This is a genomic window from Limnobacter sp. SAORIC-690 (assembly GCF_002954425.1).
GTDB classification, from domain to species: Bacteria; Pseudomonadota; Gammaproteobacteria; order Burkholderiales; family Burkholderiaceae_B; genus Limnobacter; species Limnobacter profundi.
Map to the genome: position 1 here is coordinate 2,498,183 of NZ_MQVZ01000001.1, position 14,501 is coordinate 2,512,683.

Sequence of the window (14,501 nt, forward strand, 5' to 3'; positions counted from 1 at the left end):
AGTTTCAATTCAAGACGTGGGTCAGCCCCGTGATTGGGTTTTTTATATAAACCAGCTATAATCGCGGGTTAATTTTCACGCTTTTCTAATCTTTTCGGAGTGGTTACACCATGGCAATCGAGCGCACCCTGTCCATCATCAAGCCTGATGCTGTTGCAAAAAACGTAATTGGTCAAATTTACAGCCGCTTTGAAGCCGCTGGCCTGAAGGTAGTGGCCGCACGCATGGCTCACCTGTCACGCGCTGAAGCTGAAGGCTTTTACGCAGTGCACAAGGCACGTCCTTTCTTCAACGACCTGGTTGAGTTCATGATTTCTGGCCCAGTGATGATTCAAGCCCTGGAAGGCGAGAACGCAATTGCCAAGAACCGCGAATTGATGGGTGCCACAAACCCCAAGGAAGCCGCTGCCGGTACCATTCGCGCCGACTTCGCTGAAAGCATTGACGCCAACGCGGTTCACGGCTCGGATGCCCCTGAAACAGCTGCGAACGAAATTGCTTATTTCTTCCCAGCGTCACAAGTATTTTCACGCTAATCTAGTTCGATTGCGTTGAATTCCGGGGGCGCACATGCGTCCCCGTTTGTTTTGAAAGGACACACCATGAGTGCACAACTCGACAACTTGCTGGACTACTCGGTGCCCGAGCTGATTCAGTGGTGTGGCAATTTGGGTGAAAAACCATTCAGGGCCAAACAACTGGCCAAATGGATACACCAGTCGGGCATGGACAATTTTGATTCCATGACCGACCTTGCGAAATCATTTCGCCAGAATTTGAACAGCCGTGCCTGCATCAAGGCCCCCAGTATCATTTCCGACAACGTATCCAAAGACGGCACACGCAAGTGGCTCTTTGATGTTGGCAATGGCGATGCAGTTGAAACGGTATTCATCCCCGAAGAGCGCCGCGGAACCCTGTGCGTCAGCTCGCAGGCTGGCTGCGCGGTCAATTGCCGTTTTTGCTCTACTGGCAAACAAGGTTTTTCCCGCAACTTAAGTACCGCTGAAATTGTGGCCCAGTTGTGGAAGGCCAATGTGTTGCTGCGCGAAGCTGGCGACCGTGTTTACGCCCAAGAGCGCCCGGTTACGAATGTGGTCATGATGGGCATGGGCGAGCCCCTGCTGAACTACGATGCCTTGGTCCCGGCTTTGCAATTAATGCTGGATGACACGGCTTACGGTCTTTCCCGCCGCAGGGTCACTGTGTCGACATCGGGCGTTGTGCCCTTCATGGACAGGCTTTCGCAAGATTGCCCCGTGGCCTTGGCTGTTTCATTGCATGCCCCCAATGACGCATTGCGCGATCACCTCGTGCCGCTGAACAAAAAGTACCCATTGCGTGAGTTGCTCGATGCCTGCCTGCGTTACCTGAAATTTGCGCCGCGTGATTTCATTACTTTTGAGTATGTCATGCTTGATGGGGTAAATGACAAGCCAGAACATGCCCAGCAATTGCTTGAAATCGCCAAAATCGTGCCTTGTAAATTCAACCTGATCCCGTTTAATCCATTCCCGGAGTCGGGTTTGCTCAAGTCAACCAGCCCTGCAATCAAAACGTTTGTGGATATCCTTGGCGGCGCGGGTGTGGTAACTACAGTTCGCAAAACCCGGGGTGATGACATCGATGCAGCATGCGGTCAACTGGCTGGCGAAGTTCGAGACCGAACCAAGGTCAAGGAAAGGCTTGTAAGTACGGTGTCCCTGGAAGAACTGAGGGGTTCCTCCAAACGCAGGGACTAGGCAAACAGCGTGCATGCTTTGTCATACAATGAAAGCAAGATTGAGTGTGTTGTGGCAGTGATTGCGTATTAATTCAATTATAAAAACGATATTTTCGCCGCCAAACTTGTGGCGCATTCTCAAAAAACTCCTCAACACATTGAATTTTCATAGAAATCGCTTGAACCTACCTGCTTGCTTCGATTATGCTGCAAAGGTGGTGGCGGTAAAGAACTACAATGATTAATCGGGGCCCTTTGCGCCTGCCGACGCTTGGAAAGACCAAATGAATGAAAATCGTGCGATGAGCAAAACTGAATCATCAGATGCCAGTGCAGGTCAAGATGCAAAACCGGAGCCAAGCAATGGCTCCTTCGCTGAAAAGCACCCCAATTTGACTCTGCTTGAATCGGGCCAGAACCCGGGCGAAATTTTACGTGCTGCCCGTGAAAAGGCCGGCTATTCCTTGAGCGACATCAGTGCTCAAACCAAAATCAACGAACGTCAGCTTGAAGCCATTGAAAGTGGTGATGTTGGGCGCCTACCGCCCGAGACCTTTGCCAAGGCTTTCATTAAAAGTTATTGCAAGGCTCTGAAGATGGACCCTGCACCGGTCATCATGTCCTTCGGGTTTTCCGAGGCCAGTGCCCAGGTCAAAGCCGCTCGTTCTGGCCAGACCGAAAGTGGGCGCTCCGAGCCGCTTGAGCCCAAGATGCCCAACAGCTCCAAGCGCTTGTCCACTTTGAATTTTGATCGTAAAACAGGCAAGAAATCGCTGAGCTACGGCATTGTGCTGGCAGCAGTGGTGGTCATGGCCGTGTTTTACATTCCCGTGTTCATGTCGAGTCAAACCACCGAAGTGGGTGATGCAGAGGTGATCGAACCCAACGAGGCGCCTGTGGCCACTGCACCAGGTTCCGAGAGTGCTGTGTCAGCGGATGGTTCTTTGCCTTTGGGCCTGGAAGCCCCAGCTGCGGCCGGTGATACGGCTGTGTTCCCGGCACTTCAGCAACCTGCTGCGCCTGTGGGTGAATCTGCCCCCCCCGCAACCGCAGCACCAAACGCCACCGGTGCGGCCAGCACAACAGCCGCTGCACCTGTTGCTGATGCTGCAGCGCCAGCGGCAGCTCCCCTGGCCTCCAATGTTGAAAGCGTGTTGCGGTTTAACTTTCAAGAGCAGTCCTGGGTGACCGTTCGCGATGCAAATGACAAAGTGTTGATTTCCCAACTCAACGACGGTGGCAGCAATCTGGAAGTGAAGGGTCAAGCGCCCTTTAAGTTGATTGTTGGCAACGCCAAGGCGGTAAGTGTATCCAGCAATGGAAAATCAGTTGATCTGACTTCATCCATTCGTGGAGAAGTGGCTCGAATCACTGTTCAGTAAAATCTGTGCGGGGGCTGTTCCAGCCTCCGCCTTTCAGCAACCTGTCTATCTCGCCAGAAGTTCATCGTGATTCCAAATACCCCCTTGAAGCGACACAAGACCCATCAAGTGGATGTCCGCTGGAAAGAGCATGTTGTGTCCATCGGTGGCGGTGCTCCTGTTTTGGTGCAGTCGATGACCAACACTGACACGGCCGATGCCCTGAACACAGCATTACAAATCAAGGCTCTCTATCTTGCCGGCAGCGAGATGGTTCGAATCACGGTGAACAACGACGCTTCTGCAGAAGCGGTGCCTTACATTCGTGAGCAGCTGGACAAAATGCGAATCCCCGTGCCATTGGTGGGTGATTTTCATTACAACGGACATTTGTTGCTTCAGAAATACCCGGATTGCGCAAAGGCCTTGTCGAAGTACCGCATCAACCCCGGCAATGTCGGTTCATCCCGTTCGCGCGATGACAACTTTGCAGCCATGATTTCAATTGCTGCTGAACACGACAAGCCAGTTCGCATTGGCGTGAACTGGGGCAGCCTGGACCAAAACCTGCTGGCCCGAATGATGGATGAAAACGGCAAGAAAGCCGACCCGCTGCCAGCGCAGCAACTGATGTACCAGGCGCTGATTGAATCTGCGGTCAGTAGTGCACACAAAGCGGTCGAGCTCGGTTTGCCCGCCAATAAAATTGTGTTGTCCTGCAAGGTGAGTCAGGTTCAAGACCTGATTGCGGTGTACCGGGAATTGTCGGGTCGAAGCGAGTTTCCCCTTCATCTTGGCTTGACTGAGGCGGGAATGGGCACGAAAGGTATTGTGGCATCTACTGCTGCCTTGTCTGTGCTCTTGCAAGAAGGCATTGGTGACACCATTCGCGTGTCGCTTACGCCCGAGCCCAATGGTGACCGTTGCAAGGAAGTGCTTGTTGGGCAGGAAATTTTGCAATCGCTGGGCTTGCGTGCCTTCACACCGCAGGTGATTGCTTGCCCTGGGTGCGGCCGAACCACCAGTACTGTGTTTCAGGAACTGGCCGATCAAATTCAAACCTACCTGCGCGATCAAATGCCGATCTGGAAAAACCAGTATGTAGGCGTTGAAGAAATGAAAGTGGCTGTGATGGGCTGCGTGGTGAACGGTCCGGGTGAAAGCAAGCACGCCGACATCGGTATTTCGCTGCCGGGCACCGGTGAGGCTCCTTCTGCACCTGTGTTTTTAGACGGCAAACGCACGGTGACCTTGAAAGGCGAGAACATCGCTCAGGAATTTCAGGCGATTGTGCAGCGTTATGTCGAGCAAAGGTACGCTGGCGGCAACAAGTAGCCCAAGAATAGGCGACAATACCGGGTTGAGAAATTAAGTTGAATGCGTCAATGAGTCATCCTGAGTCGCCGGAACAATCCAAAGCCAAAAAGCAACCCCGACTTCAATCCGTCAAGGGAATGAACGATGTTTTGCCCGTAGAAGGCATTCATTGGGAGAATCTCGAGGTCATGCTTCGTGAGTGGTTGACCTCTTATGGTTACCGCTTGATCAAAACCCCTGTGCTTGAGCCCACATCGCTGTTTCGCCGGGGCATTGGTGAAGTCACCGACATCGTTGAAAAAGAGATGTTTAGTTTTGTGGATCGCTTGAATGGCGACGAACTTACTTTGCGGCCAGAATTCACCGCGGGCATTGCACGCGCCACCATTCAACACAATCTGACTTACGCAGCGCCTCAACGGGTGTATTCCATGGGGCCTGTGTTTCGCCATGAGCGCCCTCAACGCGGGCGTTACAGGCAGTTTCATCAGCTCGATGTTGAAGCGCTGGGTTTTGCCGGCCCTGATATTGATGCGGAGTTGATTGTGATGCTCTCGCGCCTGTGGCGTGAGATGGGGCTTGAAGATGTGCGCCTTGAAATCAACTGCCTGGGTGAAGCACCAGAACGTCTGGCGCACAGGCAGGCGTTGATTACGTATTTTGAAGCGCACGCCGACTTGCTGGATGAAGATGCCAAGCGTCGCCTGCACAGCAACCCTTTGCGGATTCTGGATACGAAAAACCCCACCATGCAAGACATGGTCAATGGCGCACCGCGTTTGTCGGAATTTTTGGGAACGGAATCCCTGGCACATTATCAGGGCGTCAAACGCCTGCTTGACGATGCGGGCGTGCGTTACATTGAAAACCCGCGTCTGGTTCGTGGTCTGGATTACTACAACCTCACTGTGTTCGAATGGATTACTGATGCCTTGGGCACGCAGGGCACTATTTGTGGCGGTGGTCGCTATGATGGCTTGATTGAAATTCTGGGTGGCAAGCCCACGCCAGCCATCGGATTTGCAATTGGCCTGGAACGTTTGCTCGAGTTGTACCTCGAAGTAAATCAGCCCGATGACACGGCTGACCTGGATGTGTATGTGGTACATCAAGGCGAAGGAACGGCTCGCCGCGCTTTTACTTTGGCTGAAGAGTTGCGCGATGCGGGGTTTGCCGTGGTACTGCACGCCGGTGGTGGTGGCTTCAAAAGCCAAATGAAGCGCGCAGATGTCAGCGGTGCTGCCGTGGCGGTTATTCTGGGCGAAAACGAATTAAATGCGGGCACTGCGGCAGTCAAACTGCTGCGTGGTGAAAGCAAGCAGCAGGAATTCAAACAAGAGGGATTGGCCGAAGCCATTTTCGGTCTGCTTTACGGAGAAGGAGAGGAGTCTTGAGTCGATACAGCCTTGAAGAACAAGAACAACTGGCCAGTTTGAAGGCATTCTGGTCCAAATACGGCAGTTTTATCTTGACCGTGTTGATTCTTGTGTTCGGTGCCTTTGCCTTGAACAACGGTTGGAAATGGTGGCAGGCACGCCAGTCTACTGATTCAGTTGTGGTTTATGAACGTTTGGAGGCAGCCACGCGTGAGGGCAATATCGAACTGGTGGGAGAAATCCAGAAGACCCTGTTCGAGGAGCATGCCAGCTCCCCTTACGCACAGCGTGGGGCGTTGATTGCGGCCAAAGCCTTTTTCGATGAAGGCAAGCTGGAAGAAGCGAAAGCATCGTTGAAGTGGGCTTCTGAAAAAGCCAAGCTGGACGAGTATGTGGCAACTGCCCGTTTGATGTTGGCCGGTATTCTGATTGAGCAATCCGAGTTCGATGCAGCCAAATCGGCCTTGAGCGAGAACTACCCAGGCTTTGAAGGCCTGTTTCACGATCGTTTGGGTGACCTGGCCCTGGCGCAGAAAGATGTGGCAACAGCGCGCAAAGAATATGAATTGGCGCTTGGCACCATTCAAGCCGACAGTCCGTGGAAGCAGGTGATTGAGCGAAAAATCAGTGCCTTGCCCAAAGTGGAGGCCAAACAATGAGCGAACCAATGAAGCACGTCATTAAAATTTCATCTCTTGTCGCTGTTTTGGCCTTGTTGGGCGGTTGTGCTGCCATCAGTTCGACCATGAGCAGCCTGAACCCCTTCGGCAGTAGCGCTGTGAAACCTGCTGAATTGCAGCCCTTTACGTCTCAGTTGAAAGTTGCCAACGCCTGGTCCGTGGATGTAGGCGACTCTGAGCAAGGCAGCTTTACACCCGTTTTACTCGACTCTACTGTGTATGCGGCGTCCGAAGAAGGCCAGTTGGTGGCCATCGACAGGGCTACAGGCAAAACAAAATGGAAAGTGAAAGTCGGTGCCAAGCTGAAAGCGGGTGTGGCTGCCACGCTTGACACCATTGCAGTGATCGACGTGAACAACAACCTTGTCGCGTTTGATGCCAATGGCAAACAAAAATGGCAAACCGGCGTGGGCGCAGATGTCAGCAGCGTGCCCGTGGGTGCTGCTGGCACCATTCTGGTACGCGGCATCGACTTCTCGGTGATCGCTTATTCAGCGTCAAATGGTGCACAACGCTGGAAGTATACCCGCCAGCTTCCGCCGCTGACTTTGAGAGTCAATACCCCAGTCGATGTCAACAACGCGCGCGTATATGCTGGTTTTCCAGGTGGTCGGCTGGTGGCGCTTGATCTGAGCGCGGGCACTGTTGTTTGGGAAGGTACTTTGGCAACACCCAGTGGAACCACCGAAATTGAGCGCATCACCGACGTAACCGGGACGCCAATTTATAACTTCCGTGAAGTGTGTGCAGCGGCGTTTCAAGGCAAGGTGGGTTGCCTGGACTCGGTTAGTGCCCGCCCAATCTGGACCACCGATTTTTCTGCACCCAGTGGTGCCTCTGTAGACGACCGTTACATGATTGCCCCCAATGAACTGGGCGATTTGTTTGCGTTTTCCCGCAGTGGCGGCAAGCAGGTCTGGAAAATCGAAAGCTTCCAGCGTCGCCAGCCCACCACGCCGACTGTAATTGGTCGCGCTGTGGCTGTGGGCGACTACGAAGGCTATGTTCATTTCATTGATCGAGACACCGGCAAAACCATTGCGCGAACAAAAGTGGGTTCTACCTCTTTTGCCAGCCAGCCTGTGCCTGCTGACACCGATGCGCTGATCGTGCAATCGCGTGGCGGCAGTGTGGCCCTGATATCTGTCCAGTAAAGTAAAACATGAAACCTGTCATTGCCCTGGTTGGGCGCCCAAACGTGGGCAAGTCCACATTGTTCAATCGCTTGACCCGAACAAGAGACGCCTTGGTGGCCAACCAGCCTGGTCTAACCCGTGATCGCCATTATGGTGTAGGCCGTATTGGCCCCAGAGAATATTTGGTGGTGGACACCGGCGGGCTTGAGCCTGTGGCCAAAGACGGTATTTACGCCGAAATGGCCAAACAAAGCCGACAGGCAATTGTTGAGTCTGACCTGGTTTTGTTTCTTGTGGATGGTCGCCAAGGCGTCACCCCGCACGACCACGTGATTGCCGCAGAGCTGCGCAAGGCCAAGCGAGAAGTAATTCTGGTGGTCAACAAAACCGAGGGCTACACCCACTCGATGGCCGCCGCCGACTTCTTCGAGTTGGGTTTGGGCGAACCAGAGACCATATCTGCCAGCCATGGCGACGGCGTGCGTCAGTTGATGGACATTGCTTGTGAAAAGCTGCCTGTGTTGCCCGAAGATGAAGAGGGCGGAAGGCGCATCAAGGTGGCCATTGCCGGACGTCCCAATGTGGGCAAGTCCACCATGGTAAATACCTTGTTGGGTGAAGAACGCGTGATTGCGTTCGATTTGCCGGGTACCACTCGCGACAGTATTTATATTGATTTCGAGCGCAATGACAAGCCTTATACCTTGATTGACACAGCCGGTTTGCGCAAGCGCGGCAAGGTGTTTGAGTCGGTTGAAAAGTTTTCAGTGATTAAAACCCTGCAAGCCATTGAAGACGCCAATGTGGTGATCTTGATGCTGGATGCCCAGCAGGATATTTCCGATCAAGACGCCTCTATTGCTGGCTTCATTGTTGAAGCGGGGCGTTCACTGGTGTTGGCTGTGAACAAATGGGACAGCCTGGATGATTACCGCAAGGAACGAATCAAGGCTGAAGTAGGGCGCAAGTTGACTTTCCTGAATTACGCCAAGTTTCATTACGTGTCTGCCACAAGGCCTTTTGGAATTGCAGCCATGATGAAATCAGTCGATGAGGCGCACGCCGCGGCTTTCGCCAAGTTGTCAACGCCCAAACTGACGCGCCTGATTCAGGAGTGTGTTGAGCACCAACAACCCCCACGCAAGGGCATATTCAGGCCCAAATTGCGCTACGCGCACCAGGGCGGGCAGAACCCGCCTATTGTGATTGTTCATGGCACTGCGCTGGATGCCATTCCTGACAACTACAAGCGTTACCTGGAAACCCGAATTCGCGAGCGTTTCAAGCTGGATGGAACGCCGCTTCGGGTTGAATTCCGAAGCAACGTGAACCCGTTTGACAAGAAAGATTAACGCGAAAAATTAACGCGAAAATCAGAACGGGATTTTGCGGGTCAGGATGTCCTTGTACATCACCCAGTCACCCATGAAGCTGTAAAGCGGGTACTTGAATGTGGCTGGGCGGTTCTTCTCGAAAAAGAAGTGGCCCACCCACGCAAATGCGTACCCAGTCAGCAAACCATACAGCAGCCAAACAGGCTGGCCGGTGGTAATCAATTTGAACAAACACACCAGTGCCAGTGTTGAGCCTACAAAATGCAGTCTGCGACAAGTCAGGTTGTTGTGTTCAGCCAGGTAAAAAGGATAAAAATCGGCAAAAGTCTGAAATCTGTTTCCGGTTTTTGGCATGCCCATGTCTCCATTTGTTTATTTTTAGTCGTTGTAGTTTACATCCCTTGCCGCTTCAGGCCTGTATCTGCCCAGAAATTTGGACTTGAAAGCTGTGGCATTTCGGGTAGGATGAATAAAACGACCATAAGAATATTTTAGGAGGTTTGTGATGCAAGTTAAAGAAGTCCTGCGTGTAAAGGGCAACACGCTTTTTACTGTCACCCCTGATACTCATTTGTCCGACTGCGTGGTTACCATGGCTGATCATGACGTGGGTTCATTGGTGGTGATGGACAAAGGGGCGCTGGCCGGCATCGTAACCTTCCGCGAAGTGATACGTGTTCTGGCCAAACGGCAAAAAGAGCACCGCACCGGCCCCACGCCGCCTGTGGCTGAAATTGTGGTTCGCGAGGTCATGAACACAGAGCCCACCGTGGCCACCCTGGATATGGAGGTGGATAGCCTTCGCAAACTGATGCTTGAGAATCACCAGCGATATTTGCCCGTGATGGATGGAAACACACTGTGCGGTGTGATTTCGTTTCACGACGTGGCCAAAGCGGTGCTTGAGGAACAAGGGTTTGAGAACAAAATGCTGAAGGGCTACATTCGCGATTGGCCCATGGAAGAAAGCAGCAATTGAGTTGAAAACAAAAGCAGTACAGGTGGTATCAAAGTGAAAAAAAGAGTTGCGATTGTTGGTGCGGGCATGTCGGGTTTGGCCTGCGCACGCGAGTTGGTTCAGCTGGGTCACGAGGTTACTTTGTATGAAAAAAGTCGTGGCCCGGGGGGGCGCATGCCCACGCGCTGGCTAAATCGAGACATTGATCCCCCTTTGGGCTTTGATCACGGTACCCAGTATTTTCAGGCTTCGTCCCCGGCATTTGTTGAGTTGATTGACCAAGCCCAAAAGGTGGGTGCGGTGGCGCCTTGGGCTGGTTCTGTTGTTAATTTGGGCTACGGGCTTTCCTCCCCCCATGTAAGCACGACCACGCGGTGGGTGGGTACGCCTGGAATGGCCAGTTTGGCGCGTTTCATGTCTCGGGGACTCGACATTCGACTGCAATGCCGGGTGGCTGGTATTGTTCGCACTGACGGTGTTTACCAATTAACCCTGCACCTGGCTGATGGCACCGTCAGGGTAGAGTCTGGCTTTGATGCGGTGATCAGTGCTGTGCCGGCCGAGCAGGTGGTGCCGTTGTTCGATGAAGTTCACAAACCCTTGGCGCAATTGGCCGTTGCTGTTGAATCCAGCGTTACTTGGTCTGTCATGCTCACGCCTCGCGAGGCTGTGAAAGTAGATTTCGATGGGGCCTTTGTAGTGGACAGCCCATTGGGCTGGATTTGTCGCGATTCCTCAAAGCCTGGCAGGGCTGTGGGTGACCGTTGGATCTTGCAGGCCACTGCCGATTGGTCTCGACTTCATCAGGACTACGCTGCCGAGGAAGTGGGCAAAATGCTGCTCGATGTGTTTTGCAATGTGACTGGCCAGTTGATCGAAGAGCCTTTGACGGTTACCGCGCATCGCTGGTTGTATTCGTTGCCCAGCAACCCGGTGGGTATGCCTTGTTATTTCAGCGAGGAACACATGTTGGGTGCTTGCGGGGATTGGCTCAATGGTGCGCGGGTAGAAGACGCATTTTTGAGTGGTCACACACTGGGGCATCAGCTGTCGAACGCATTCAGCAGTACTTTGATTCAGTAGCAACTCAGTAGCAACTCAGTAGCAACTCAGTAGCAACTGAGCAGCAAATAAGTTGCAATTGAGAAGTTGCAATTGAGTAAGCTCAACACCCGCGCCGTTCAGGTGCGGGATATTCCGATAAAATAATGTTTTGCCTATTCGAGTGAACACGCATGTCCGGAAGCAGCCTGGGTCGCCTTTTTGTGGTCAGTAATTTTGGGGAAAGCCATGGGCCCGCCATTGGTTGTGTGGTTGATGGCTGCCCACCCGGTTTGCCTTTGACTGAAGCAGATTTGCAGGCCGATTTGGACCGACGCAAGCCAGGCACTTCCCGCCATGTCACTCAGCGTCAGGAAGCAGACCAAGTTGAAATTCTTTCCGGCGTTTTTGAAGGCGTGACAACGGGTGCTCCAATTGGTTTGTTGATTCGCAATCAAGATCAGCGCAGCAAAGACTACGGCAACATCATGGACACGTTTCGCCCCGGTCATGCCGATTACACTTACTGGCACAAATACGGCATTCGTGATTATCGCGGAGGCGGGCGTTCATCGGCCCGCATGACAGCTCCCATGGTGGCTGCGGGTGCTATCGCGAAAAAATGGTTGACCAGCAAGCTGGGTATCGAGATCCGTGGTTGCATGACTCAAATTGGTGAGGTGGATATTCCGTTTTCCACTTGGGACGATGTGCACACCAATCCTTTCTTCGCGCCGAACAATGGAAAAGTTGCCGAGCTCGAGGCCTACATGGACGCCCTGAGAAAGTCGGGCGATTCTTGCGGGGCAGGCTTGCGTGTTCAGGCCACTGGGGTACCGGTGGGTTTGGGTTCGCCTTTGTACGACAAACTGGATGCTGATATTGCCCACGCCATGATGAGCATTAACGCTGTAAAGGGTGTTGAAATTGGTGCCGGTTTCGCTTGTATCGCTCAAAAGGGTTCTGAGCATGGCGATGAAATGACCCCCGAAGGCTTTGGGTCTAATCACGCAGGCGGTATTCTCGGTGGTATTTCAACAGGGCAGAACATCGAAGTTCGTATGGCGATCAAGCCAACGTCCAGCATTCGCTTGCCCAGAAAGTCGATTGACAAAGCGGGCAATCCGATTGATGTTGAAACCTACGGTCGCCACGACCCTTGTGTTGGTATTCGTGCAACGCCAATCGCAGAGGCCATGCTGGCTTTGGTCATTATGGATCACCTGCTGGTGCACCGCGCGCAGTGTGCAGACGTTCAGGTGGACACTCCTCAAATTCCACCTGGCATTTCCAATTATTAAGTCGTCAACCAAAAAGCGGGCAGGCATTTGCAACTGGGCTGGTTAGCGCTTTTTTACGCAGCGTATTTCGCATTTGTCGGCTTGTATTCGCCGTTTTTAGGGCCTTACCTGAAATCGATTGGCCATAGCCTGGATGTGATCGCCCTGGCTTTGGGCATGATGCAGTTGATGCGAATTGTCGGCCCCTTTGCCTGGGGTTGGCTAGCTGACCACACTGGTAACCGGGTTCGCTGGATTCGACTTGGCACCTTTGCGGGTTTTTGTTTTGCAGCTCTTGCGTTCTGGTATCAGCAAACGCCTTCTCACCTCATTGTTCTTGTGTTGTTGTTGAACCTGAGTATTTCAGGTTTGGTGCCCATGTCCGATTCATATGCCATGGAGCGTTGTGCCGGTTGTACTGGCCAATATGGCCAGGTGCGTTTGTATGGCTCACTGGGCTTTGTGTTGGCAGTGCTGGTTTTCGGGGCTGTGGCTGATCGCTTTGGTTTTGCCTCTTATCCGTTTTGGGCTTGCGCCATGTTGCTGCTCGGGTTTGTAGCAGCCTTGAAATTCACGCCCGATTCTCCCCGGGTGACCAGTACGGAAAATTCAATCCTGTTCACCGGCAGTGGCTTCAAGCGCCTGTTGTTGCCGGGTCCCATGCCGCTTTTCTGGTTGGCTGCATTTTTCATGATTTTCGCGCATGGGGTTTTCTACGCTTTTTTCTCGCTTTACCTGCTCGAATTCAATTATTCCGAAATGAGTATTGGTGGCTTGTGGGCATTTGGTGTGATGTGTGAAGTGGTGTTTTTTGCCCTTCAAGCCCGCTTTTTCAAACGCTTTTCCCTGAACACCTGGCTTTGCGTCAGCTTCGCAGCGTGCGCATTCCGGTTTGCCCTGACAGCGGCATTCCCTGAATACGGCTGGCTGATGCTTTTTGCACAGGGTTTGCATGCTTTAACTTTTGCGGCACACCACACTGCCACAATTTCCTGGTTGCGTGAAAACTTGCCAGTCAAGCTGGTGGTTCGTGGCCAAGCCATGTATGCCACCATTGCATATGGGCTCGGTGGGTCTGCAGGTACATTTTTAGGCCGTTTCGCATGGGAGTGGGGCGGGCCTGCCAGTGCATTTGCCATGGCCTCGGTCAGTGGTTTGATTGCCCTGCTTCTAGGTTGGCGCTTTACGATTGCCAGCAAGCAGCCAACTTCGGCACTTTTGTCGGGATAAACTGTCGAATGCAGGTAATTGATGTCAACTTTGCAGCATTGAGCGCCGTTTCTACAGAACGGTTTTACTGACAATTACAGGTGAAAAACAATGGTATTTTCTGGATTGAAGCGACGCACCACATTAACGCTGAGCCTTGCGTTTTCAACTGGTGTGCTGGCCGCGTGTTTAACCACTCAAACCACCTCTGGTGGGGCGGTTGGGGTTGATCGTTCCCAGTTTGTGCTTGTTTCCTCAGCAGAAGTGGATGCCGCAGCAGCCAAAGGTTATGCCGATGTGATCGCCAAGGCGCAAAAGGAAGGCAAACTGAACAGGGATGCCAAGCAGGTGGCCAGGGTGCGTGCCATTGCCAATCGCCTGATTCCCCAAACTGTGGCATTCCGGCCGGATGCGCCACAGTGGAAATGGGAAGTCAATGTGATTGAATCTGACCAACTCAATGCCTGGTGCATGGCGGGCGGAAAAATTGCGTTTTACTCGGCTTTGATTGAAAAACTGGCGCTGACTGATGATGAAATCGCGGCCATCATGGGGCACGAAATTGCCCATGCTTTGCGGGAACACAGTAGGGAACGAATTTCGCAGCAACTTGCCACGAATGTTGGACTGGATCTGGCCTCGGCAGTTTTTGGTTTGTCGCGTGGTGCATCCGATCTTGCGGGTATGGCCGCCAATGTGGCAATTTCACTGCCGTATGGCCGTTCTCATGAAGTGGAGTCAGACCGAATTGGCGTGGAGTTGGCCGCGCGTGCAGGCTACAACCCCCGTGCTGCAATCAGTGTTTGGCAGAAGATGAGCCGGGCTGGTGGTGGTTCACCACCCGAGTTGTTGTCCACGCACCCATCGCCCGAAAACCGGATCCAGGATCTCGAGGTTTATTCAGCCAGGGTGCAACCTTTGTATGAGCAAGCCAAGAAGCGTTAAGCACCGGCGAGCAAGTTGATTTTGAGGCGCAGCCATGCCGGCTGTGCTGCAAGGCCGGGGCTGGCTGTGGCATAATCAGGGGTTATTCTCTACGCAATTTGCTGCTCCGTTCAGCGGAATAAACCCGTTGAATGAGTCAGC

General features: G+C 52.9%; 14 protein-coding genes. 13 read left to right on the top strand and 1 reads right to left on the bottom strand.

Features of this window, described 5'->3' with window-relative positions:
• The first annotated feature begins 110 nt into the window (after positions 1-110).
• The 8 genes from ndk (at position 111) to der (ending at position 8,945) form a co-directional block, all read left to right on the top strand.
• Positions 111-536: a nucleoside-diphosphate kinase gene (ndk, locus tag BSZ31_RS11925; RefSeq protein ID WP_105028939.1), complete on the top strand. Its 426-nt coding sequence runs from the start codon at positions 111-113 to the stop codon at positions 534-536.
• 66 nt (positions 537-602) lie between these two features.
• Positions 603-1,742: a 23S rRNA (adenine(2503)-C(2))-methyltransferase RlmN gene (gene rlmN / locus BSZ31_RS11930; RefSeq protein ID WP_008248937.1), complete on the top strand. Its 1,140-nt coding sequence runs from the start codon at positions 603-605 to the stop codon at positions 1,740-1,742.
• 265 nt (positions 1,743-2,007) lie between these two features.
• Positions 2,008-3,105: a RodZ domain-containing protein gene (locus BSZ31_RS11935; protein ID WP_105028940.1), complete on the top strand. Its 1,098-nt coding sequence runs from the start codon at positions 2,008-2,010 to the stop codon at positions 3,103-3,105.
• 66 nt (positions 3,106-3,171) lie between these two features.
• The gene (ispG, locus tag BSZ31_RS11940) at positions 3,172-4,419 is read left to right on the top strand and encodes a flavodoxin-dependent (E)-4-hydroxy-3-methylbut-2-enyl-diphosphate synthase (RefSeq protein ID WP_105028941.1); all 1,248 of its coding nucleotides are present in this window, start codon (positions 3,172-3,174) and stop codon (positions 4,417-4,419) included.
• A 50-nt stretch (positions 4,420-4,469) separates the two neighbouring features.
• On the top strand, positions 4,470-5,795 hold the full coding sequence (gene hisS / locus BSZ31_RS11945) for a histidine--tRNA ligase (RefSeq protein ID WP_105028942.1): 1,326 nt from the start codon (positions 4,470-4,472) through the stop codon (positions 5,793-5,795).
• On the top strand, positions 5,792-6,436 hold the full coding sequence (locus BSZ31_RS11950; RefSeq protein WP_168426959.1) for a tetratricopeptide repeat protein: 645 nt from the start codon (positions 5,792-5,794) through the stop codon (positions 6,434-6,436). Before hisS ends, BSZ31_RS11950 begins: the two co-directional genes overlap by 4 nt.
• Positions 6,433-7,611 (top strand): outer membrane protein assembly factor BamB, encoded by a 1,179-nt coding sequence (gene bamB, locus BSZ31_RS11955; protein WP_105028944.1) that lies wholly within the window; start codon positions 6,433-6,435, stop codon positions 7,609-7,611. The genes BSZ31_RS11950 and bamB overlap by 4 nt, the downstream gene beginning before the upstream one ends.
• Before the next feature lie 8 nt (positions 7,612-7,619).
• Positions 7,620-8,945: a ribosome biogenesis GTPase Der gene (gene der, locus BSZ31_RS11960; protein ID WP_105028945.1), complete on the top strand. Its 1,326-nt coding sequence runs from the start codon at positions 7,620-7,622 to the stop codon at positions 8,943-8,945.
• A 21-nt stretch (positions 8,946-8,966) separates the two neighbouring features.
• Here der and BSZ31_RS11965 read toward each other — a convergent pair whose 3' ends face one another.
• Complete coding sequence (locus tag BSZ31_RS11965; RefSeq protein ID WP_105028946.1) at positions 8,967-9,287, bottom strand: Mpo1-like protein; 321 nt, start codon at positions 9,285-9,287, stop codon at positions 8,967-8,969.
• A 145-nt stretch (positions 9,288-9,432) separates the two neighbouring features.
• Here BSZ31_RS11965 and BSZ31_RS11970 point away from each other — a divergent pair, with 145 nt between their 5' ends.
• The 5 genes from BSZ31_RS11970 (at position 9,433) to BSZ31_RS11990 (ending at position 14,360) form a co-directional block, all read left to right on the top strand.
• Positions 9,433-9,906 (top strand): CBS domain-containing protein, encoded by a 474-nt coding sequence (locus BSZ31_RS11970; protein WP_105028947.1) that lies wholly within the window; start codon positions 9,433-9,435, stop codon positions 9,904-9,906.
• Positions 9,907-9,939: 33 nt separating this feature from the next.
• Entirely contained in the window at positions 9,940-10,968 is a 1,029-nt protein-coding gene (locus tag BSZ31_RS11975) for an NAD(P)/FAD-dependent oxidoreductase (RefSeq protein ID WP_105028948.1), read from the top strand.
• Positions 10,969-11,120: 152 nt separating this feature from the next.
• Positions 11,121-12,227: a chorismate synthase gene (gene aroC / locus BSZ31_RS11980; RefSeq protein ID WP_105028949.1), complete on the top strand. Its 1,107-nt coding sequence runs from the start codon at positions 11,121-11,123 to the stop codon at positions 12,225-12,227.
• A gap of 27 nt (positions 12,228-12,254) precedes the next feature.
• Entirely contained in the window at positions 12,255-13,436 is a 1,182-nt protein-coding gene (locus BSZ31_RS11985) for an MFS transporter (RefSeq protein WP_105028950.1), read from the top strand.
• A gap of 90 nt (positions 13,437-13,526) precedes the next feature.
• A complete protein-coding gene (locus tag BSZ31_RS11990) occupies positions 13,527-14,360 on the top strand; it encodes a M48 family metallopeptidase (RefSeq protein ID WP_105028951.1) in 834 nt (277 codons plus the stop codon).
• The last annotated feature ends 141 nt before the right edge of the window (positions 14,361-14,501 follow it).